Raw genomic sequence first — 20,220 nt, forward strand, 5'->3', positions numbered from 1 at the left:
GGGCGCCCGGGTACTCACGTGAACTGCCGCTCGTGGTCGGCGACTTCGGGTTCCGGTGCCCGCGACAGACGGCCCGGCCACCACACCCGCCGCCCCAGCGCCACGCTCGCGCTGGTCACCAGGTAGGTCCGCACGAGGAAGGTGTCCAGGAGCACGCCCACCGCGATCACGAAGCCCAGCTCGACGAGTTGGACGAGCCCCATGTTCGTCAGCACGGCGAACGTCGCGGCGAGGACGAGGCCCGCGGAGGCGATGACCCCGCCGGTCGTGCGCAGCGCGGTCAGCGCGGCGGTGACGGGTTCGGCGCCGCGCACCGACTCCTCCCGCATCCGGTGCATCAGGAAGATGCCGTAGTCGACGCCGAGGGCGACCAGGAAGACGAAGGACAGCAGCCCCAGCCCCGGATCCGTGCCCTCGAAGCCGAACACCGGCCCGAACACCAGTCCGCCGATGCCGAGCGCCGCGCCCCACACCGCGACCACGGCGGCGACCAGCATCAGCGGCGCGACGAGCGACCGCAGCAGCACGATCAAGATCAGCAGGACGGCGACGAGGACGATCGGCACGACGATCAGCCGGTCGCGGGCGTTGGTGTCCACCAGGTCGATCTGCTGGGCGCTGGGCCCGCCGACGTAGGAGCCGGTCAACCGGTCCCTGAGGGCCTCGATGGTGGCCGTCTCGGCCGCCGACTGCGGCGGCGCGGAAGCCGTCACCGCGATCTCCGTCCAGCCGTCCCCGGTGCGGCCGGCGCGGGCGTCGGCGACGCCGTCCGTGTCGCGGATCGCGGCGAGCACGGCGTCGGTCCGGCCGGCCGGGGTCATGACCTCGATGGGCTGGGCGGACCGCTCCGGGAACGCCCCGGCGAGGGTCTCCATGGCGGCGACCGACTCGGGCCGGTCGACGAAGGCGTCCTGATCCTTGACCGCGCCGGGCAGGTTCAGCGCGCCGAGCGCCAGCGTGCCGAGCAGGACGGCGCCGGCCGCCAGGACGGTCCGGGGGCGCCGGCCGGCCGAGGAGCCCATCGCGGCGAACAGCGACCGGCGGGTCCTGGGCGTGCTGCCGAAGGCGGGCACCAGCGGCCAGAACACCCGGCGGCCCAGCACGACGAGGAGCGCGGGCAGCAGGGTCAGCATCGCGACGAGCGCGCACAGCACCCCGGCGGCGCCCAGCGGTCCCATCCCCCGGCTGGAGTTGAGGTCGGCGGCGAGCAGGCACAGCAGTCCGGCGGCGACGGTCCCGGAGGAGGCGAGCACGGCGGGCCCGCAGCCGCGCAGCGCGGCCAGCATCGCGTCGTACGGCCGCTCCACGCGCCGCAGCTCCTCCCGGTAGCGGGAGACGAGCAGCAGGGCGTAGTCCGTGCCCGCGCCGAAGACGAGGATGGTCATGATGCCCGAGCTCTGTCCGGACACCGAGGTGCCGAAGGCCTGGTGGAGGCCGTAGGCGACGCCCATGGACAGGAAGTCGGCGATCCCGGCCACGACGAGCGGCACCAGCCACAGCACCGGGCTGCGGTAGATGAGGATCAGCAGGACGGCGACCACGGCGACGGTGGTGTAGAGCAGCGGCCCGCCGAGCGACTCGTACACCTTGCCCGCGTCGGTGGACAGCGCCCCCGCCCCGCCGACCTCGACGGTCAACCCGTCGTCGCTGTGGGCGACTTGGCGTACGTCGTCGACGAACGCGTTGCGCTTGTCCTCGTCGGTGCCGGGCTCGTTGGTGACGACCAGGTACATGAGGGTGGCGCCGTCGGCGGACGGGACGCCCTGCGGCGCAGCGGTCAGCGCGTGGTCGCCCGCGATCCGCGCGACCTGCTCCCCGGCCGTCGCCCGGTCGGCGGCGGTGAGCCCGCCGGCCCGGTGGTAGACCAGCACCAGTTCGGTGCTCTCGCCGCCGGGCAGCTGATCCTGCAGCTTGGCGACCCTGGTCGAGTCGGCGCTCGCCGGCAGGTAGTCGGTGATCCGGTCGTGCTGCACATCGGCGAGCTTGGCGGCGAACGGCGAGGCGAACGCCAGCACAGCCACCCACAGCGCGAGCATCACCCAGGGGATGCTCTTCCTTTTCCCGGCCCCCATAAGACGGGCCCTCCCTTCGACACGGTCGTCCGGTTGCGTTCTCCAGACTTCCGGTACGCAGGGGGCGGTTCGTCGCACGCGAGGGCGAGTTCGGGGGTACTTCCGGGGGCGGCCGGGCGGCCGCGTTACTCCCTGGGGAGTATCAGGGTCGGGTCGGCTCGGCGTCAGGACGGGGTGCGGGCCGCCGCCAGCAGCCGGGTCACGTCGTCCGCGCAGATCGTCAGAGCCGCGCCCACCGTCGCGAGGACCTCGCGCTCGGCGGGGGTGTACGGGCCGTCCGCGAGGGCGATGCGGGCGCCCTGCAGCAGGATCGATTCACGGCCGGCCGACGCGAGGTGCGGGGCGAGGGGGTCGAGGGCCTCGTGGAGCTCTATGGCGAGGCCCGCGCCGTACGGTTCGCCGTAGCTGTGGCCGGTGTCGGCGGCGAGGGCGTCGACGAGGGCGGCGAGCTGTTCCTCGGTGCAGTCGCTGAAGCCGGCCGCGCGCACGGCGCCCGCCGCCGTCTCCAGGGACGTCCGGGCGCAGGCGCCGCCCGCGGACAGGACCGCGAGGGCGACGGTGTGGACGGCGTCGCGGAGCATCGCGGAGAAGCGGATGGTGGTGGGGTGGTCGAGGACGTCGGCGCCGAAGTGACGCCGGCAGGCGGCGCACTCGACGACCGGGCCGGTCTCGCCGCGCGGCACGACGGGCACGCCGAGGACGGTGAAACGGCGCCGGCCGGTCAGCCGCTGGTAGTTGCGGTCGCCGCCGCAGCCCGGGCAGAAGAACTCTCCGTCGCCCACGGTCGTCCACGCGGTGCGGGTGCCCAGGATGCGGGCAAGCCTGGTGACACGGCCGTCTCGTCCCCGTCCTGGCAGCACGTCGCACCTCCGTAGGCGGCGCGGCACCATCGCCGCGTCTGCGTGATGTTAGCCACATCAGGGAGGACTAGTCAGCACCCAGGACGAGACCTTTCCGTGACCTCCACGCCCCGGTGGCCGAAAACGACAGGGCCCTGGTCGCCGTATACGACGACCAGAGCCCCTAGGGCCTGTCCGGCGGATCATGCCGCAGACGCGGGGAATGGCACGCCTGCCTGCGGCGTTGTCGTCGGTTGCCGATGCTCCGCGTCGACGCCCTCCTCCGCCGTGCAGTCAGACGCACCATTCCCCGCTCACCTGCGTTGATCAGGTGCCGCTGCTTTCCTGCGACTTGATCCGCCGGACAGGCCCTGAACCGCCGGTCAGGCTGGTCAGCGGGTCGCGCGGTTGACGGCCGAGACGACCGCCTTCAGCGAGGCACGCGTCGTGTTCGCGTCGATGCCGATGCCCCACAGGACCTTGTCGTCGATCGCGCACTCGATGTACGAGGCGGCCTGCGCGGACGCGCCCTCGCTCATCGTGTGCTCCTGGTAGTCCAGCAGGCGTACGTCGATGCCGATGCCCTGGAGCGCGTGGAAGAAGGCCGAGATCGGACCGTTGCCGGTGCCGACCAGCGTCATCTCGGCGCCGTCGACCTCGGCCTCGACGGTCAGCGTGTCCACGCCGTCCTTGTCGGTCGTCGACTGCCCCGCCTTGAGCTGCATCCGCCCCCAGGCGTTGTCGGGGTTGGGCAGGTACTCGTCGCGGAAGACGGCCCAGATGTCGGAGCCGGTGACCTCGCCGCCCTCGGCGTCGGTCTTGGCCTGGATCAGCTTGGAGAACTCGATCTGCATCCGGCGGGGCAGGTCCAGCTTGTGGTCGTTCTTCAGGACGTACGCGATACCGCCCTTGCCGGACTGCGAGTTGACGCGGATGACGGCCTCGTAGGAGCGGCCGACGTCCTTCGGGTCGATCGGCAGGTACGGGACCGCCCACTCGATGTCGTCGACGGTGACGCCCTTCGCGGCCGCGTCGGCCTCCATCGCGTCGAAGCCCTTCTTGATGGCGTCCTGGTGGGAGCCGGAGAAGGACGTGTAGACCAGGTCGCCCACGTACGGGTGGCGCGGGTGGACCTCCATCTGGTTGCAGTACTCCCACGTACGACGGATCTCGTCGATGTCGGAGAAGTCGATCTGCGGGTCGACGCCCTGCGAGAACAGATTCATGCCCAGGGTGACCAGGTCGACGTTGCCGGTGCGCTCGCCCTGCCCGAACAGGCAGCCCTCGATGCGGTCGGCGCCGGCCATCAGCGCCAGCTCGGCCGCCGCCACGGCCGTGCCGCGGTCGTTGTGGGGGTGGACGGACAGCACGACGTGCTCGCGGCGGGAGAGGTTGCGGCCCATCCACTCGAAGCGGTCGGCGTGCGTCGACGGGGTCGAACGCTCCACCGTGGCCGGCAGGTTCAGGATGATCTCGCGGCCCGGACCGGGCTGGTAGACGTCCATCACCGCCTCGCAGACCTCCAGCGCGAAGTCCAGCTCGGTGTCGGTGAAGATCTCGGGGCTGTACTGGTAGCCGAACTCGGTCTCCGGGCCCAGCAGCTTCTCCGCGTACTCCATCACCAGGCGGGTGCCGTCGACGGCGATCTGCTTGATGTCGTCCCGGGAGCCGCGGAAGACGACCCGGCGGAAGACGGGGGCGGTGGCGTTGTACAGGTGGACGGTGGCGCGCTTGGCGCCCTGCAGGGACTCCACGGTCCGCTCGATCAGGTCCTCGCGGGCCTGGGTCAGCACGGAGATCGTGACGTCGTCCGGGATCGCGCCCTCTTCCTCGATGATCGAGCGCACGAAGTCGAAGTCGGTCTGACCGGAGGCGGGGAAGCCGACCTCGATCTCCTTGTAGCCCATCTTGACCAGCTGGTCGAACATCCGGCGCTTGCGCTCGGGCGACATGGGGTCGATCAGGGCCTGGTTGCCGTCCCGCAGGTCCGTGGAGAGCCAGCGGGGGGCGGTGGTGATCCGGTTGTTCGGCCACGTGCGGTCGGCGATGTCGACCTGGTCGTACTGTCCGTACTTGTGGACCGGCATCTGGCTGGGCTGCTGGCGGTTCGCCATGGGGCGTTGGCTCCTCGGGGTGACCGGAGAATCTCCGGACGGAAGGACGGCCGACGCGCAACACCAAGCACCGCGGGGAGGGGGTCGGCCTCGACTACAGGCCCTCGCCGCGGCAGCTAAGGAGAAGCAGCCCGAAACGCATAGTGCTCCGCAGCCTAGCCGAGGCGCTGGTGTCACGCGGGTCCGTATCAGTATGCGGGACCACCGGAAACAAACACAGGAAAAGGGACGAAACGTGCTCCATACCACTTGAAGCCACGGAACGGCCATGTTTGTCACCGTTTTTCACCGATCATGGTTGCCTGTGGTGACAGCGGGATAACGCAGTGCAAGGGTGCCGGGCATGACGACTCACGGGGGCTTCGAGCCCGTCTTCTGCACCGTCGTACCGCCGCACATCCTCGACCGTCTGGCCCGGAGCGACGATCCGGCCCTCGCCGGTCCCGCCCGGCGCACCATCCTGCGCGACAGCGAGCTGCGCGCCCTGCGCCAGGTGAACACCGAGTACGGCCTCATGGCCGCCCCGACGGCGAAGGCGCCGTCGGACCAGCCGCTGCGCACCGTCTACGACTGCGAGCACGGCACCGACCTGCCCGGCGCCAAGGTCCGCGCAGAGGGCTCCGAGCCCGGCCAGGACGCCAGCGTCAACCGCGCCTACTCCGGCCTCGGCGCCACCTTCGAGCTCTACCTCAAGGCCTACCGGCGCCACTCCATCGACGGCGACGGGCTGCCCCTCGACGCCACCGTGCACTACGACCAGGGCTACAACAACGCCTTCTGGAACGGCGAACAGATGGTGTTCGGCGACGGTGACGGCGAGATCTTCGTCGACTTCACCTCCTCCATCGACGTCATCGGGCACGAGCTCACCCACGGCGTCACGCAGTACACGGCGAACCTGACCTACAACGGCCAGCCGGGCGCCCTCAACGAGTCGATGTCCGACGTCTTCGGCTCGCTCATCAAGCAGTACTCCCTCGGCCAGACCGCCGCCGAGGCCGACTGGCTGATCGGCGCGGACCTGCTCGCCCCGGGCGTCACCGGCACCGCCCTGCGCTCCATGAAGGCGCCGGGCACCGCGTACGACGACGACGTCCTCGGCAAGGACCCGCAGCCCGCGACGATGGACGGCTACGTCCGCACCGGCCGCGACAACGGCGGTGTCCACATCAACTCGGGCATCCCGAACCACGCGTTCTACCTGGCCGCCACCGCCCTCGGCGGCCATGCCTGGGAGAAGGCGGGCCAGATCTGGTACGACGTCCTGACCGGCGGCGAGCTCACGGAGAGGGCCTTCTTCACCGACTTCGCGGGGCTGACGGTGAAGGCCGCCCGCGAGCGCTTCGGCGACGGCGGGGAGGAGTTCCAGGCCGTGGAGAAGGCATGGGAGCAGGTGGGGGTGCGGATTCTGTGACCGCGGGATAGACAGGGACCCATGCGTATTCAGGTGCGGCGCACGGGCGGGTTCGCGGGCATCGAGCGGCAGGCCGAGGTGAACACCTCGGGGCGGCCCGACGCCGGCGACTGGCACGCCCTGGCCGAGCAGGCGGTCGCCGCCGGTCAGGGCCGGCCGCCCATGGGCGTCCCCGACGGGTTCCGTTACGAGATCACGGTGGACGGAAAGACGGTGTACGCGGCCGATCCCCGGCTCACCCGGGAGCAGCGGGAGCTGATCTCGCGGGTGCTGAAGGAAGGGGCCTGACCGGTCGCCCGCGCCGGGCGTGAACTGCCACTTCACGCCCGGGCGTTGACTTCCTTACCCGCGGGTAAGGATGATCCCGCCCATGGCGAACGATCCGCGTGCCGCGGCCCATCCGATTCCCCCGATCCCCCCGTTCCCGGCCGACTTCCTGTGGGGGGTGTCCACCTCCGCCCATCAGATCGAGGGCGCGGTCGGCGAGCGCGAGCCGTCCGTGTGGGACGCCTTCACGGCCGAGCCGGGCCGGGTGAAGGACGGCTCGACAGCGGCCGTGGCCTGCGACCACTACCACCGCTACGGCGAGGACGTGGCCCTCCTGGCGGGCCTCGGGGTGGACGCCTACCGCTTCTCGATCTCGTGGCCGAGGGTGAACTCCCCCGGCGGCCTGGACTTCTACGACCGCCTCGTCGACGCACTGCTGACGGCGGGCGTGCGCCCCGTCCCCACCCTCTTCCACTGGGACCTCCCGGCGAACCTGGACTGGCTGGAGCGGGACACGGCGTCCCGGTTCGCGGAGTACGTCTCGGTGGTCGTGGACCGCCTCGGCGACCGCGTCAAGAAGTGGATCACCCTCAACGAGCCTGCCGAACACACCCTGTTGGGTCACGCGCTCGGCACCCACGCCCCCGGCAGGCAGCTGCTCTTCGACGCGCTGCCGGTGGCCCACCACCAGCTCCTGGCCCACGGCCTCGCCGTCCAGGCCCTGCGCGCGGCCGGCGCCGCCGACATCGGCGTCGCCAACTCCCACGGCCCGACCTGGCCGGCCTCCCAGGAACCCGCCGACCTGGAGGCCGCGGCCTTCTACGACGTCCTGCTGAACCGCCTGTTCGCGGAGCCGCTCCTGCTGGGCGAATACCCCGACGGGCTGGGCGAGTTGATGCCGGGAGACGTGGCGTCCGACCTGAAAACGATCTCCGAGCCGCTCGACTGGTACGGGATCAACTACTATGCCCCGACGAGGGTGGGCGCCCCGCAGGGCACCGAGATCGAGTTCGGCGGGATCACCATGCCGGCCGAACTCCCCTTCTCCGTGCGGGAGATCGAGGGAGCCCCGGTGACCGACTTCGGCTGGCCGGTGGTCCCCGAGGGCCTCACCGAACTCCTGACGACCTTCAAGGACCGCTACGGCGACCGCCTCCCGCCGGTGGTCATCACCGAGAACGGCTGCTCCTACGAGGGCCTCGACGACCAGGCCCGCATCGCCTACCTCGACGGCCACCTCCGCGCCCTGCACAAGGCGCTGGAGGCGGGCGTCGACGTGCGCGGCTACTTCGTGTGGTCGCTGCTGGACAACTTCGAGTGGGCGGAGGGGTACGCGCGCCGCTTCGGCCTGGTCCACGTCGACTTCGCGACCCGGGCCAGGACCCGGAAGGCGTCGTACGCCTGGCTGCGGGACGTGCTGCGGGCGCAGAGATCGCAGGCCCGGGGATGACGACGGCCGACCGGGCCCCGGTCGCCGCGCTGGCCTAGCCCGGCATGGGGGTCCCCCCGGTTTGAGCGAATTCGAAAACTGGGGGAGGGTCCGCCGGGGCTGGACGTCGGCCCTGTCGCTGGCCAACGGGGCGATCTGGGTGGGCTGGTACGGCCCCCTGCAGATCCTGCTGGCCTCCCAGGCCGAGGACTTCGCGCCCGGCTCCGGCATGTCGAAGGAGACGATGCCGGCCTGGGTGACGGGCGCCGGCGCGGTGGTCTCGCTGGCCGCGAACCCACTGTTCGGCGCGCTGTCGGACCGTACGACGTCCCGCCGGGGCCGGCGCACGATGGGGGTCCCCCCGCTCGAACGAAGTTGGGAGTGGGGGAGGATCGTGGCCGGGGCGGCGGGCGGCGCGCTGTCCCTGCTGCTGCTCGCGGGCGCGGGCGGCGTCTGGACGCTGGCGGCGGACTGGTGCCTGGTCGTCCGGAGGGGCTAGAGGGCTCCGGCCACGCGGGCCGCGTACACGCTCGGGTACAGCGGGCGGTAGCCCAGCTCACGGCGGATGCGGTCGGTGGACGTCAGCTGGAAGAAGGGGTCGGGGTCGGTGCGCTCGTAGAGCTCGGCCGGGACGTCGACGCCGTTCAGCTCGTGCAGTTCGACCGCGGTGACGGGGGCGTCGTCGGCGATGTTGTAGATCCGGCCGGCGATGCCCGGCGCGTGCAGGATGCGCAGCAGACCCTGGGCGACGTCCGCGTGGTGACCCATGTGCAGCCGCTGGGTCGCCGCCCAGTTCTTGGCCCACATCAGCGACTGGGCGAGGTGCGGGTCGCCCTCGCCGTAGACGAAGGGAAGCCGGGCGACGCGCACGTCCAGGCCGTCCATGGCGAGCAGCTCCCGCTCGGCCTGCGCCTTCGACTCCGGGTAAGCGCCCCACATGGTGCCGCCGGGCCGGGACTCGTCCTCCTCGGTCAGCAGGCGGCCCCGCCCGCGGCCGTACACCAGCCCCGTGCTGACCTGCACGAAGCGCTGCACACCGTTCGCCAGCGCGGCGCGGCCCAGTTCGACGGCCGCGTCCCGGTTGACGGCCCACGCCTCCTCGTCCGGCACCCCGCGGAAGGACGCCGCGACGTTCACGACCGCGTCCACCCCGGCCACCGCCTTGCCCAGCGCCTCCGAGTCCCGAAGATCCCCGGTCACGACCTCGGCGCCCAGCTCCGCGAACCGCTGCGCGCGGGCGGCGTCACGCACCAGGACCCGCACCTTCTCCCCCGGCCGGGCCTGCGCCAGCAGCCTCGGCACGAACCGTCGGCCGACCTGTCCCGTCGTGCCCGTCACCAGTGTCGACATCGTCATCCGCTCCTCTTGGTCCAGTGGCCGTGTGCTCTGGTGCCACCAGCCTCGGCGGGGGCGGGGAGGACCGGGAGAGACCTCTCGATCAGGGGACCGGCAGTCCCTGGATAAGGCGGGCGGCCTGCCGCAGTCTGGAAGGGTGAACCGACCCGAACTCGCCGACTTCCTGCGCCGCGGCCGCGCCCGCCTGACCCCGTCGGCCGTGGGCCTGACCGCGGGCGCCCGCCGCCGTACGCCCGGCCTGCGGCGCGAGGAGGTGGCACAGCTGGCCGGGATGTCGGTCGACTACTACACGCGGCTGGAGCAGCGCCGTGGCCCGCGCCCGTCCCGCCAGATGCTGGCGGCGCTGGCCCGCGCCCTGCGGCTCACCGACGACGAACGCGACCATCTGTTCCACCTGGCCGGCGAGGAGCCCCCGCGCCGCGAGACGGCGTCGAAGCACGTCTCGCCCGGGCTGCTGCTGATCCTGGACCGGCTGTACGACGCGCCCGCGCAGGTGGTGACCGACTGCGGCGAGGTCCTGGCCCAGAACGCGATGGGCAGGGCGCTGACCCTCGACGTGATGTCCCGCCCCCGACGCGAGCGCAACCTGCTCCGCCGCTACTTCCTGGACCCCGACGCCCGCGGTCTGTTCCCGGAGGAGGACCGGCCGGACCACGCCCGCGCCCAGGTGGCCAACCTGCGCGCGGTGACCGCGGCCCGCCCCGACGACCCGGAACCGGCCGCGCTGGTCGCCGAACTCCGCGCGGGCAGCGAGGAGTTCGCGCGGCTGTGGGACGCACACGAGGTGGCCCTGCGCCACAAGGCGACGAAACGCTTCCTGCATCCGCTGGTGGGCCTGCTGGAACTGGACTGCGAGGTCCTGCTCAGCCACGAGCACCACCAGCTCCTGGTCATCCACACGGCCCGCCCGGGCACCGACACCCACGAGCGACTCCAGCTACTACGGGTGCTGGGACTCCAGGACATGTCCCCACAAACGGTCTAGACACCCCCGCAACCGGTTCAGAAACCCAGCTTGCGCAGCTGCTTCGGGTCGCGCTGCCAGTCCTTGGCTACCTTCACGTGGAGATCGAGGCTGTATCAATATGCGGCTACCGCCGCGCGGCGGGGGTGCCAAGCAGCGCCTCGACCTGCCTGCGGGACTCGACGCCCCATCGCAAACCCTAGAAACCCAGCTTGCGCAGCTGCTTCGGGTCGCGCTGCCAGTCCTTGGCTACCTTCACATAGAGGTCCAGGCTGTATCAATATGCGGCTACCGCCGCGCGGCGGGGGTGCCAAGCAGCGCCTCGACCTGCCTGCGGGACTCGACGCCCCATCGCAAACCCTAGAAACCCAGCTTGCGCAGCTGCTTCGGGTCGCGCTGCCAGTCCTTGGCTACCTTCACGTGGAGATCGAGGAAGACCGGGGTGCCGAGGAGGGCCTCGATCTGTTTGCGGGACTTGATGCCGACGTCCTTGAGGCGCTTGCCCTTGGGGCCGATGATGATGCCCTTCTGGCTGGGGCGCTCGATGTAGATGTTCGCGTGGATGTCGAGCAGCGGCTTCTCCGCCGGACGGTCCGCGCGCGGGAGCATCTCCTCGACGACCACCGCGATGGAGTGCGGCAGCTCGTCCCGGACGCCCTCCAGGGCCGCCTCGCGGATCAGCTCGGCCACCATCACCTGCTCGGGCTCGTCCGTCAGGTCGCCCTCGGGGTACAGCGGCGGGCTCTCCGGCAGCATCGGGATCAGCAGGTCGGCCAGCAGCTCGACCTGCTGGTCGCCGACCGCCGAGACCGGCACGATCTCCGCCCACTCGATGCCCAGCTCCTTGCCGAGCTGGTCGATCGCGATGAGCTGCTCGGCGAGCGCCTTGGATTCCACGAGGTCGGTCTTCGTCACGACGGCGACCTTCGGCGTCCGCTTGATCCCGGCCAGCTCCTTGGCGATGAAGCGGTCGCCGGGGCCCAGCTTCTCGTTCGCCGGAAGGCAGAAGCCGATCACGTCGACCTCGGCCCAGGTGGTGCGGACGACGTCGTTGAGCCGCTCGCCGAGCAGCGTGCGCGGCTTGTGCAGGCCCGGCGTGTCGACCAGGATCAGCTGGGCGTCGGGGCGGTGCACGATGCCCCTGACCGTGTGCCTCGTCGTCTGGGGCTGGTTGGCGGTGATCGCCACCTTCTTCCCGACGAGAGCGTTCGTGAGGGTGGACTTGCCCGCGTTGGGGCGGCCCACGAAGCAGGCGAAGCCGGCACGGTGTACGGACTCGGCCGACTGCTCGGATGACTGGTTACGAACGCTCATGGCCCCCATTCTCCCTGATCCACGAAGCCCCGCCGTACACACGAGCGGCAACGCCCCGCACCGTGAGCTCCCGGAAACCTCCACGCAACGAAACGTCACGGAAACACATCCGTGCATTACCGGAAACGCGGGGCGGTGAACCTCTGACGAGCCCCCGCATCGTTGGAGACCCCGTGACTCTGGCCGCCGCCCAAGCGAACACCGGCGACACCGCCTGGCTGCTCGCCGCCACCGCCCTCGTCCTGCTGATGACCCCGGGCCTGGCCCTCTTCTACGGCGGCATGGTCCGCACGAAGAGCGTCCTCAACATGCTCATGATGAGCTTCGTGTCGATCGCGCTGGTCACGGTGGTGTGGCTGGCCGCCGGCTACTCGCTCGCCTTCGGCGACGACATCGGCGGCGGGCTGATCGGCGGCCTGAAGCACGCGGGGATGGCCGGTCTCGGCCCGGACAGCGTCCAGGGGACCGTCCCGACCCTGCTGTTCGCCACCTTCCAGCTCACCTTCGCGATCATCACGGCCGCACTGATCAGCGGCGCGGTCGCCGACCGGGCGAAGTTCGGCGCGTGGCTGGTCTTCGTCCCGGTCTGGGCGCTCCTCGTATACGTTCCCATCGCCCACTGGGTCTGGGGTCCGGGCGGCTGGATCCTGGACCGGCTCGGCGCCCTGGACTTCGCCGGCGGTCTCCCCGTCGAGATCGCCTCCGGCGCCTCCGGTCTGGCGTTGTGCCTGGTCCTGGGCCCGCGGCTGGGCTTCAAGAAGGACGCGATGCGACCGCACAACCTGCCCATGGTGATGCTGGGCGCGGGCCTGCTCTGGTTCGGCTGGTTCGGCTTCAACGCCGGCTCCGCCCTCGGCGCGAACGGCCTGGCGGCCGCCGTCTTCCTCAACACCCTCGCCGCCGGCTGCACCGGCCTGCTGGGCTGGCTCTTCGTCGAACAGAAGCGCGACGGCCACCCGACGACGCTGGGCGCGGCCTCGGGCGCGGTCGCGGGGCTGGTGGCGATCACCCCGTCGTGCGGGTCGGTCTCGCTGCTCGGCGCACTGGTCGTGGGCCTCGCCGCCGGCGTCGTCTGCTCCTACGCCGTGGGCTGGAAGTTCAAGCTGAACTACGACGACTCCCTCGACGTGGTCGGCGTCCACCTGGTCGGCGGCGTCATCGGCACGCTCCTCATCGGCGTCTTCGCCGTGGACACCATGACCGGCGGCGCCGAGGGCCTCCTGTACGGCGGCGGGCTCGCCCAGCTCGGCAAGCAGCTGGTCGCGGTGGTCGTCGTGGCCGCGTACGCCTTCACCGTGACGTACGGCCTCGGCAAGCTGCTCGACAAGACGATCGGCTTCCGTGCGGACGAGGACCAGGAGCACACCGGCCTGGACCTTACGGTGCACGCCGAGACCGCATACGATCACGGCGTCCTGGGCCACGGCGCCCCGGTCGGCTCGCACTCCGTCCTCTCCGCCCAGAAGGTCAATCCACCGGCATGAAGCTCATCACCGCGATCGTCAAGCCCTACCGCCTCGACGAGGTCAAGACGGCCCTGCAGGAGATCGGCGTGCACGGCCTGACCGTGACCGAGGCCAGCGGGTACGGCCGGCAGCGCGGCCACACCGAGGTGTACCGGGGCGCCGAGTACCAGGTCGACCTCGTGCCGAAGGTGCGGATCGAGGTCGTCGTCGAGGATGCGGAATCGGATGCCGTGATGGACGCGATCGTGCGGGCCGCACGGACCGGGAAGATCGGGGACGGGAAGGTGTGGGCGCTCCCCGTCGAAACGGTCGTTCGGGTGCGGACGGGTGAGCGGGGGCCGGACGCGCTTTAGCGTCCGGCGGGTTGGCCGATTTTTGTCTGCGGGTCCGCTGTGGCCGGCCGCGCCCGGCGGCGGAGCCGCACCATGTCACGGCCCCGCGCCCCTGAGGAGTTGCGCCGCAGCCTGATCAGCAGCCATACCCCTGCTGCCGTCACCGCCACCGCTACTGCCGTCGCCAGCCAGGGCACCGCCAGGAACGACGCTGTCGCCGACTCGCTCGTGTTGTCGGCGGTCGCCCTGAGTTCGACGTCCGTCCAGTCGAGCTGGGGGGCGTTGCTCCAGCGTTCGGTGAGGCGGACCCGTTGGCCGGGGAGCAGCTGGGACGGGAGTCTCTTCAGGTCTCGGGTGAGGAGGGTGCGGCCGAACAGACCGCTCGCCGTCAGCTCCACCTTGGGTTCCAGGGTGACGTTTCCTGTGTTGTGCAAGGTGTAGGAAATCGTCGCCGTGCTGTCGCCGAGGCCGGGGATCAGGGGCTGGTGGTGGCTGATGTGGACGTTCTCGACGGCGAGTGCGGGCAGGGTGGGTCCGCCGACCTGGAGGTAGACCCGGGCGCCCACGGCCCGCTGGACGCCGAGCGCGACCCCGCCGTCGCCCTTGTCGACCCGTTCGTCGAGCGCGACGATCGCGCCGGGATGGTCGCCGGGCTCGGCGCCCTCGGGGACCTTGACGCTGAACGGCACGGTGACCGTCTTGCCGCCGGGCACGGTGACGCGGTCCTTGGGGAGCTGGGCCCATGCGCCCACGCCCCGCATCTTCTCCCCGAGCGACTTCACGGCGAACCCGCCGTCGCGGGCGGTGTTGTAGGCGTCGGCCGCGTACAGCCGGAAGGTGAGGGGCTCGTCCGTCTTGTTGGCGACGACGACCTTGTCCTGGATCGTCTGCCCGGGATCGGCCGAGACATAGAAGTAGGGCCGCGCGGCGACGGCCGAGGAGACGGGGTAGACGGACCAGCTGCCGTTGTCGGCGGCGTGGACCGGTGGGGCGAGGAGCAGACAGAGGAGAAGTGGCAGGAGAAACGGCAGCAGAACCGGCAGGAGGAACGGCTGGAGGAGGACGTGCGGTTTGCGCATGGGCATGGGTGCGGACCCCCCACGGGCGGGCTGCGACGGCTGGTGGACGGGCGGGTGCGGACCTGTGGGGCGGGCGCCCGGCCACCGGTGGACGTGGTGCGTACGCTCAGGTGAGCGTGAGGGTCAGGACGCCGGCGTAGCTGCCCGGAGGCGTGAACGACGGTACGTCGAGGGAGAGTTGGGCGTTGGCGGTGAACTCGCCGCCGGTGGCCGTGCCGTCGGGCGTGGACGCCAGGGTCGCCCCCGAGGCGCCGACCGTGCCCGCCGAACCGGCCTGACAGGTGCTCGGGCTGCCCGCCTTGGTCGTGCAGGCGGGCGTCCAGCTCAGCTTGCCGGCGTCGATCTTGGCGCCGGGGCCGGTGAAGTCGGTGACCTTGCCGGTGAGGGACCAGCCCGCGGGTCCGCCGCGGAAGTCCTTGACCGTCACCGCGTTGAGGCTTCCGGTCGAGGCCTGGCCGGAGCCGAAGTCGACCGCGGACATCGCCACGGCGTCCCCGGCCTGGGACATCGACAGCGTGCCGGCCTTCACGGTGGTCGTCAGCTTCTGACTGCCCGCGGGTACGGGCGTGTCGTCGATGACGACGTACGCGGCGGGCGGGGTGCCCAGGTCGGCGCTCCAGGTGGCGCCCTCGTACGCCACGATCCCGGTGGTGGTGAGGTCGTTGACGACGAGCGAGCCGGAGACGGCTCCCTGCGCGTTGGCGGTCAGGGTCGTCTTGTCCCCGGTCTCGCCGGACCCGGACCGGCCGGCGACGGTGACCGCGGCGCCCGCCGTGAAGCCGCTGCCGGTGACCGTGACGCTCGCGCCCGGGCTGCCGGAGGCCGAACCCAGGTTGATGTTCCGGGTGTTGGCCGGCGGGTTGTCGGCCGCGGTGACGGTCTCCGACACCGGGGCGGGCGGGTTGGTCACCGTGCAGGGGGTGTCCAGTTCCAGGATGTAGCTGGTGTGGATGTTGTAGTCGCCGGGCGAGAGGCTGATCGCGCCGGGTGCGGTGACCGTGAAGGCGCCGGTCATGGAGAACGACGGGAAGACGCCGCGGCCGGGCACCGGGTCGTTCTTCTTCGGACCCGCGACGGTGACGGCGCCGCTCTGCGCGCCGCCGAGCGTGACCTTTCCGGTCGGCGTCATGATGTCGGCCGGCAGGGCGAGGTCGGTGGGGTTGTTGGCGGCGGGCGTGACCACCGTGTAGGTCACGTTGACGGTGTCGCCGACCTTGGGGCTGGGGTTGTCCACCGTGATCTTGGCGGTGGTGGTGCCGTCGATCGGCGGGAGGCCGGCGATCGCCGGCGGGATGCAGTGCGTGGGGAAGTCCACGTTGGTCGCGGCGCCGGCCGGACAGGCCAGCGCCCCGCCCGCGGTGACCGCGAGCGCGGTCGCCCCGAGCAGTGACGCCCAGCGCCGTCTTCGCGAACCTCGGGAACTTCCGGAACTTCGGGGTGAACCCATGATTGCCCCCTCCTCCGGGGTGCGGGCGCAGCGGCTCTTCTGCGCCGACAGGGGGCATTGAGGTGCGGATCGCACGAGAAGTCAACAGACGCGACGAGGTCAACTGATGGACCGTCAGCTTCCTGGTCCCGCTGGGAAACTGACGGCCCGTCTGCTCAGTTTTCAACCGCTATCAGTTGAACACGAACGGCCCCGGCGACTGGGCGGCGTTCGTCGTACAGGTGACGGTGATCCCGAAGACGACCATCTTCAGGGAGCCCTTGTAGAAGTCCAGCTTGTCACCGGAGGCGACGGTGCCGTTGAGCGGACCGACCGTGATCGGGTCGCCGACGGCCATGGCGGGGTTCACCGTGCCGCTGAAGACGCGGGCGGAACCGGTCGAGTTCGCCATCGTGAGGGTGGAGGCGATGGTGTTGGCGTTGATCATGATCGGCGCGGTGATCGCGGTGGATGTGAGTTTGATGGTGGCGGCCGTGCCCGTCTGGGTGGCCGTGAGGGTGGCGGCGCCGCCCCCGAACAGACCGCAGTTGGCGGTCACGGTGGCCGTCGTCGGGGTGACGGCGGCGGCTGAGGGTGCGAATGCCAGCCCGGTGACCGCGAGGGCCCCTGCCAGCAGTGCCGCACCTGATCCGATTCGCTTGCCTCTCATGGCGTTTCCGGCTCCTTCCCGGATGTGGGGAGACGGACGGCCGTGACGGGACGGGTGGGTGCGGACACCGGTGCCGGTGGGGGGTGAATCTGACGGTCCGTCGGAAATTACGGTTCCATTGACGCGTCAGGGACGAGAGGAGGGCAAGGCTGAATTCCGGCCTTAGTTGGGCCGGTGCGTTCTCGATCCGGCGGAGACGGGTGGGGGCCAGGGCAAGCGGGGGCCAGGGGGCGGAGCCCCCTGGTGCGTCAGCCGGCGGAGACGGTGAGCCGCACGCTCCCGTCCGGCCCTGCCACGAACACCGGCGTCTTCGCCCCGCCCAGATCGGCGACGGCGGCCCGGTCCTCGTCGGCGACGCCCTCCGCCTCGGTGACCACGGCCGCCGCCTCCAGCGACTTCGCCCCCGAGGCCACCGCCATCGCCACCGCCGTCCGCAGCGCGCTCAGCCGCAGCGACGGCAGATCCACCGTCCCGGCGACATACGTACGTCCCGTCTCGTCCCGCACGGCAGCCCCCTCGGGCACGCCGTTGCGGGCCCGCGCGGAACGGGCCAGGGTGACGATCTTGCGGTCCTCGGGGTCGAGCCCGTTGCTGTCGGTCATGCCCCGAGCATACGAAGAACCGCCCCCGAGGACGGAGCGCCCCCTCGGACTCAGTCGGCGATGATGACGTTTCCCAGGAAGGCCGGGCCCTGACCGTTGACGACGAGACTCATGGTGTAGTCGCCGGCGGGCAGATGGAAGGTCGTCGACCGGGACGCCGACTCCCCCGCCCCAGGGCCGAACGCCTTTGCCCTGTGCGGGAAACGACGAAAGGCCGCAGCGCATGGACTGGATGCCCCTGCTCTCCACACTGACCGGCGCCGTCATCGGCATCGCCGCCACGCTGATCGCCGATCGCAACCGATGGCGGCGCGAGGAGTCCCGGCACGCGCTCCAGGTGCGACGCGAGGTGTACACGGAGTTCGTCTCCGCGCTCAAGACAGCGGGTGAGGAGATACGCGCCGTAGCGCTGGGCGATCACATGTCAGGAGCGGCGCGTGACGCAGCCGTCCGGGAGGCCTTCCGCGGCACCGGCCTGTACACGGCGAGCGAACGCCTCTGGCTCGTGGGCCCGCCCCAGGTCGTGACCGCCGGGAACGAGGCGTTCCACAGCCTGCGCCGACTGCGCGACGCCTACGCCCGGGGCGTCGCCGTCGGCTCCCCCGAGGACGCGCCCCTGATCGCGCAGCGGCGTACGGCCATGGCCCGGATGCGCGACCTGATGCGCGAGGACCTGGGCATCGGGCCCCTGGGCGTCGAGTGAGCGCCTGCCGTGGCCTCAGGGCCGGTCGAGACGGAGCCGCTCCGCGCGCGGCAGACCGGCGACGACCAGGTCGTACGAGTCCTCCACCAGCTCCCGGACCAGCCGGTCGGGGAGGTCGCCGTCGACCGTCACCGTGTTCCAGTGGCGCTTGTTCATGTGGTAGCCGGGGGCGATCAGGCCCGGGTGCTCGGTGCGCAGGCGCACCGCGTCGTCCGGGTCGCACTTGAGGTTCACGGTCAGCGGCCGCGCGTCCAGCGTCGTCAGGGCGAAGAGCTTCCCGCCGACCTTGAAGACCGAGATCTCCGGGCGGAACGGGAAGTCCTCCACGGCCGCGTTGAAGGACAGACAGAAGGAGCGAAGCTCCTGGGGCGTCACTCGGGCTTCTCCTCCTCAGGCGGTTCCGCCGGGTCCACCGGCTCCACCAGCACCGTCACGATCTTGTTCCGGCGGCCGGCCGCCGCCTCCGCCGTCAGCCGCAGGGCCCGGCCGTCCGGCAGGTCGACGGTGCTCGACGCGCCCGCGATGGGGACCCGGCCCAGGGCCTTGGCCAGCAGCCCGCCCACCGTCTCCACGTCCTCGTCGTCGTACTCCTCCAGGCCGTACAGCTCGCCGAGGTCGGTGATGTCGAGGCGGGCGGTGACCCGGTGGCGGTCGTCGCCCAGGTCCTCCACCGGCGGGAGTTCACGGTCGTACTCGTCGGTGATCTCGCCGACGATCTCCTCGAGGATGTCCTCGATGGTGACGATGCCGGCCGTGCCGCCGTACTCGTCGATGACGACGGCGACGTGGTTGCGGTCCTGCTGCATCTCGCGCAGCAGATCGCCGGCGTTCTTGGTGTCGGGGACGAACGCGGCCGGCCGCATGGCCGTCGAGACCAGCTCGCCCTCGGCGTCCCGGCTGATGTGCGTCTTGCGGACCAGGTCCTTCAGGTACACGATCCCGACGATGTCGTCCTCGTTCTCCCCGGTCACGGGTATCCGGGAGAAACCGGAGCGCAGGGCGAGGGTCAGGGCCTGGCGGATGGTCTTGTAGCGCTCGATGACGACGAGGTCGGTCCGCGGGACCATGACCTCCCGGACGAGGGTGTCGCCCAGCTCGAAGACCGAGTGCACCATGCGGCGCTCGTCGTCCTCGATCAGGGACTCCTTCTCGGCGAGGTCGACCAGCGCGCGCAGCTCCGCCTCGGAGGCGAACGGGCCCCGGCGGAAGCCCTTGCCGGGGGTCAGCGCATTGCCGATGAGGATGAGGAGGGACGGGATCGGACCCATGATCCGCGCCAGCGGGAGCAGGACGTACGCCGCCGCCGTCGCCGTGTTCAGGGGGTGCTGACGGCCGATCGTGCGCGGGGAGACGCCGACCGCGACGTACGACACCAGGACCATGACGCCGATCGCGGCGAACAGGGCCGGGGCCGTGCCGTCGATCTCCTTCAGGCAGGCGTAGGTGACCAGCGCGGCGGCGGCCATCTCGCAGGCGACGCGGACCAGCAGCGCCACGTTCAGATAGCGGGTGGGGTCGGCGGCGATCTGCGCCAGCTTGGCGCTGCCGCGTCGGCCGCCGCGTACGGCCTCCTCGGCGCGGAAGCTGGACACGCGCGCGAGGCCCGCCTCCGCGCAGGCGGCGAGCCAGGCGACGACGACCAGGGCGATCGCGCCGGAGACCAGGGCGAGGCTCATGACACGGTCGGGGCCGGCGAGGGGCCGGTCAGGCCCTTCTCCGCACGCCACCCGTCCACGATGGCCGCCTGCAGACCGAACATCTCGGCCTTCTCGTCGGGCTCCTCGTGGTCGTAGCCGAGCAGGTGCAGCACGCCGTGGACGGTGAGCAGTTGGAGCTCCTCGTCCATGGTGTGCTGCGTGGCTGCCTCCTCGCCCTGCTTCTTCGCGACCTCCGGGCACAGCACGATGTCGCCGAGGAGGCCCTGCGGGGGCTCGTCGTCGTCCTTCGACGGCGGACGCAGCTCGTCCATCGGGAAGGACATGACGTCCGTCGGCCCCGGCAGGTCCATCCACTGGATGTGCAGCTGCTCCATGGCGTCGGCGTCCACGACGATCACCGAAAGCTCGGAGAGCGGGTGGATGCGCATCCGCGCGAGCGCGTAGCGGGCGATGTCGAGGATCGCCTGCTCGTCGACCTCGGTTCCGGACTCGTTGTTGACGTCGATCGACATGGT

The 20,220-nt window shown here is 71.1% G+C and carries 19 protein-coding genes and 1 pseudogene; 8 read left to right on the plus strand and 12 right to left on the minus strand.

What is annotated here, in order from left to right:
* Positions 1-14 precede the first annotated feature (14 nt).
* The 3 genes from ACIBAF_RS03530 to leuA form a co-directional block, all read right to left on the minus strand.
* Positions 15-2,072, minus strand: coding sequence for an MMPL family transporter (locus ACIBAF_RS03530; protein ID WP_399461440.1), 2,058 nt, complete (start codon positions 2,070-2,072; stop codon positions 15-17).
* Positions 2,073-2,236: 164 nt separating this feature from the next.
* Entirely contained in the window at positions 2,237-2,932 is a 696-nt protein-coding gene (locus tag ACIBAF_RS03535; RefSeq protein ID WP_399461441.1) for a TerB family tellurite resistance protein, read from the minus strand.
* A gap of 371 nt (positions 2,933-3,303) precedes the next feature.
* Positions 3,304-5,025 carry a 2-isopropylmalate synthase gene (leuA, locus tag ACIBAF_RS03540; RefSeq protein WP_399461442.1) on the minus strand — a complete coding sequence of 574 codons (1,722 nt, stop codon included), beginning with the start codon at positions 5,023-5,025 and terminating at the stop codon, positions 3,304-3,306.
* 343 nt (positions 5,026-5,368) lie between these two features.
* Between leuA and ACIBAF_RS03545 the strand changes: the two genes are divergently transcribed.
* From ACIBAF_RS03545 to ACIBAF_RS03560, 4 genes and pseudogenes are all read left to right on the plus strand, one after another.
* Positions 5,369-6,439 (plus strand): M4 family metallopeptidase, encoded by a 1,071-nt coding sequence (locus ACIBAF_RS03545; RefSeq protein WP_399461443.1) that lies wholly within the window; start codon positions 5,369-5,371, stop codon positions 6,437-6,439.
* A 21-nt stretch (positions 6,440-6,460) separates the two neighbouring features.
* The gene (locus tag ACIBAF_RS03550) at positions 6,461-6,727 is read left to right on the plus strand and encodes a protealysin inhibitor emfourin (RefSeq protein ID WP_399461444.1); all 267 of its coding nucleotides are present in this window, start codon (positions 6,461-6,463) and stop codon (positions 6,725-6,727) included.
* 82 nt (positions 6,728-6,809) lie between these two features.
* Entirely contained in the window at positions 6,810-8,156 is a 1,347-nt protein-coding gene (locus ACIBAF_RS03555) for a GH1 family beta-glucosidase (RefSeq protein ID WP_399461445.1), read from the plus strand.
* A 61-nt stretch (positions 8,157-8,217) separates the two neighbouring features.
* Positions 8,218-8,619: pseudogene (locus tag ACIBAF_RS03560) on the plus strand (hypothetical protein); the annotation flags it as partial.
* 11 nt (positions 8,620-8,630) lie between these two features.
* Here the strand turns inward: ACIBAF_RS03560 and ACIBAF_RS03565 are convergent.
* Positions 8,631-9,485: an NAD-dependent epimerase/dehydratase family protein gene (locus ACIBAF_RS03565; protein WP_399461446.1), complete on the minus strand. Its 855-nt coding sequence runs from the start codon at positions 9,483-9,485 to the stop codon at positions 8,631-8,633.
* Positions 9,486-9,627: 142 nt separating this feature from the next.
* On the opposite strand from ACIBAF_RS03565, the gene ACIBAF_RS03570 reads away from it, so the two are divergent.
* The gene (locus tag ACIBAF_RS03570; RefSeq protein WP_399461447.1) at positions 9,628-10,476 is read left to right on the plus strand and encodes a helix-turn-helix transcriptional regulator; all 849 of its coding nucleotides are present in this window, start codon (positions 9,628-9,630) and stop codon (positions 10,474-10,476) included.
* A 339-nt stretch (positions 10,477-10,815) separates the two neighbouring features.
* Here the strand turns inward: ACIBAF_RS03570 and era are convergent, their stop codons facing one another.
* Entirely contained in the window at positions 10,816-11,769 is a 954-nt protein-coding gene (era, locus tag ACIBAF_RS03575) for a GTPase Era (protein ID WP_399461448.1), read from the minus strand.
* 173 nt (positions 11,770-11,942) lie between these two features.
* Here era and ACIBAF_RS03580 point away from each other — a divergent pair, with 173 nt between their 5' ends.
* Together ACIBAF_RS03580 and ACIBAF_RS03585 are read left to right on the plus strand one after the other, a co-directional pair.
* Positions 11,943-13,253 carry an ammonium transporter gene (locus tag ACIBAF_RS03580; RefSeq protein ID WP_399461449.1) on the plus strand — a complete coding sequence of 437 codons (1,311 nt, stop codon included), beginning with the start codon at positions 11,943-11,945 and terminating at the stop codon, positions 13,251-13,253.
* The gene (locus tag ACIBAF_RS03585; protein WP_399461450.1) at positions 13,250-13,588 is read left to right on the plus strand and encodes a P-II family nitrogen regulator; all 339 of its coding nucleotides are present in this window, start codon (positions 13,250-13,252) and stop codon (positions 13,586-13,588) included. Before ACIBAF_RS03580 ends, ACIBAF_RS03585 begins: the two co-directional genes overlap by 4 nt.
* On the opposite strand, the gene ACIBAF_RS03590 is transcribed toward ACIBAF_RS03585, so the two are convergent.
* From ACIBAF_RS03590 to ACIBAF_RS03605, 4 genes are all read right to left on the minus strand, one after another.
* A complete protein-coding gene (locus tag ACIBAF_RS03590) occupies positions 13,585-14,646 on the minus strand; it encodes a WxL protein peptidoglycan domain-containing protein (protein WP_399461607.1) in 1,062 nt (353 codons plus the stop codon). The two genes, ACIBAF_RS03585 and ACIBAF_RS03590, sit on opposite strands and share 4 nt — an antisense overlap.
* Before the next feature lie 106 nt (positions 14,647-14,752).
* A complete protein-coding gene (locus tag ACIBAF_RS03595) occupies positions 14,753-16,093 on the minus strand; it encodes a beta-xylosidase (protein WP_399461451.1) in 1,341 nt (446 codons plus the stop codon).
* 172 nt (positions 16,094-16,265) lie between these two features.
* Complete coding sequence (locus tag ACIBAF_RS03600; RefSeq protein ID WP_399461452.1) at positions 16,266-16,742, minus strand: hypothetical protein; 477 nt, start codon at positions 16,740-16,742, stop codon at positions 16,266-16,268.
* A gap of 248 nt (positions 16,743-16,990) precedes the next feature.
* Positions 16,991-17,344 (minus strand): cytidine deaminase, encoded by a 354-nt coding sequence (locus ACIBAF_RS03605; protein ID WP_399461453.1) that lies wholly within the window; start codon positions 17,342-17,344, stop codon positions 16,991-16,993.
* 223 nt (positions 17,345-17,567) lie between these two features.
* On the opposite strand from ACIBAF_RS03605, the gene ACIBAF_RS03610 reads away from it, so the two are divergent.
* The gene (locus ACIBAF_RS03610) at positions 17,568-18,047 is read left to right on the plus strand and encodes a hypothetical protein (RefSeq protein ID WP_399461454.1); all 480 of its coding nucleotides are present in this window, start codon (positions 17,568-17,570) and stop codon (positions 18,045-18,047) included.
* Positions 18,048-18,062: 15 nt separating this feature from the next.
* Here ACIBAF_RS03610 and ACIBAF_RS03615 read toward each other — a convergent pair whose 3' ends face one another.
* Genes ACIBAF_RS03615 through ybeY form a run of 3 tightly spaced genes read right to left on the minus strand, consistent with a single transcriptional unit; the run spans position 18,063 to position 20,217 of the window.
* Positions 18,063-18,422, minus strand: a complete 360-nt coding sequence (locus ACIBAF_RS03615; RefSeq protein WP_399461455.1) for an MmcQ/YjbR family DNA-binding protein — start codon at positions 18,420-18,422, stop codon at positions 18,063-18,065.
* The gene (locus tag ACIBAF_RS03620; protein WP_399461456.1) at positions 18,419-19,723 is read right to left on the minus strand and encodes a hemolysin family protein; all 1,305 of its coding nucleotides are present in this window, start codon (positions 19,721-19,723) and stop codon (positions 18,419-18,421) included. The genes ACIBAF_RS03615 and ACIBAF_RS03620 overlap by 4 nt, the downstream gene beginning before the upstream one ends.
* Complete coding sequence (gene ybeY / locus ACIBAF_RS03625) at positions 19,720-20,217, minus strand: rRNA maturation RNase YbeY (protein ID WP_399461457.1); 498 nt, start codon at positions 20,215-20,217, stop codon at positions 19,720-19,722. The genes ACIBAF_RS03620 and ybeY overlap by 4 nt, the downstream gene beginning before the upstream one ends.
* Between the last annotated feature and the right edge of the window lie 3 nt (positions 20,218-20,220).

This window comes from Streptomyces sp. NPDC051677 (assembly GCF_044453465.1).
Lineage (GTDB): Bacteria > Actinomycetota > Actinomycetes > Streptomycetales > Streptomycetaceae > Streptomyces.

Bases quoted from the DNA above. Each gene is read 5' to 3' on its own strand.
- ACIBAF_RS03530 (WP_399461440.1), bottom strand. From the start codon at position 2,072: ATGGGGGCCGGGAAAAGGAAGAGCATCCCCTGGGTGATGCTCGCGCTG.
- ACIBAF_RS03620 (WP_399461456.1), bottom strand. From the start codon at position 19,723: ATGAGCCTCGCCCTGGTCTCCGGCGCGATCGCCCTGGTCGTCGTCGCC.
- era (WP_399461448.1), bottom strand. From the start codon at position 11,769: ATGAGCGTTCGTAACCAGTCATCCGAGCAGTCGGCCGAGTCCGTACAC.
- ACIBAF_RS03565 (WP_399461446.1), bottom strand. From the start codon at position 9,485: ATGTCGACACTGGTGACGGGCACGACGGGACAGGTCGGCCGACGGTTC.
- ACIBAF_RS03590 (WP_399461607.1), bottom strand. From the start codon at position 14,646: ATGCGCAAACCGCACGTCCTCCTCCAGCCGTTCCTCCTGCCGGTTCTG.
- leuA (WP_399461442.1), bottom strand. From the start codon at position 5,025: ATGGCGAACCGCCAGCAGCCCAGCCAGATGCCGGTCCACAAGTACGGA.
- ACIBAF_RS03600 (WP_399461452.1), bottom strand. From the start codon at position 16,742: ATGAGAGGCAAGCGAATCGGATCAGGTGCGGCACTGCTGGCAGGGGCC.
- ACIBAF_RS03610 (WP_399461454.1), top strand. From the start codon at position 17,568: ATGGACTGGATGCCCCTGCTCTCCACACTGACCGGCGCCGTCATCGGC.
- ACIBAF_RS03605 (WP_399461453.1), bottom strand. From the start codon at position 17,344: ATGACCGACAGCAACGGGCTCGACCCCGAGGACCGCAAGATCGTCACC.
- ybeY (WP_399461457.1), bottom strand. From the start codon at position 20,217: ATGTCGATCGACGTCAACAACGAGTCCGGAACCGAGGTCGACGAGCAG.
- ACIBAF_RS03555 (WP_399461445.1), top strand. From the start codon at position 6,810: ATGGCGAACGATCCGCGTGCCGCGGCCCATCCGATTCCCCCGATCCCC.
- ACIBAF_RS03545 (WP_399461443.1), top strand. From the start codon at position 5,369: ATGACGACTCACGGGGGCTTCGAGCCCGTCTTCTGCACCGTCGTACCG.
- ACIBAF_RS03550 (WP_399461444.1), top strand. From the start codon at position 6,461: ATGCGTATTCAGGTGCGGCGCACGGGCGGGTTCGCGGGCATCGAGCGG.
- ACIBAF_RS03595 (WP_399461451.1), bottom strand. From the start codon at position 16,093: ATGGGTTCACCCCGAAGTTCCGGAAGTTCCCGAGGTTCGCGAAGACGG.
- ACIBAF_RS03585 (WP_399461450.1), top strand. From the start codon at position 13,250: ATGAAGCTCATCACCGCGATCGTCAAGCCCTACCGCCTCGACGAGGTC.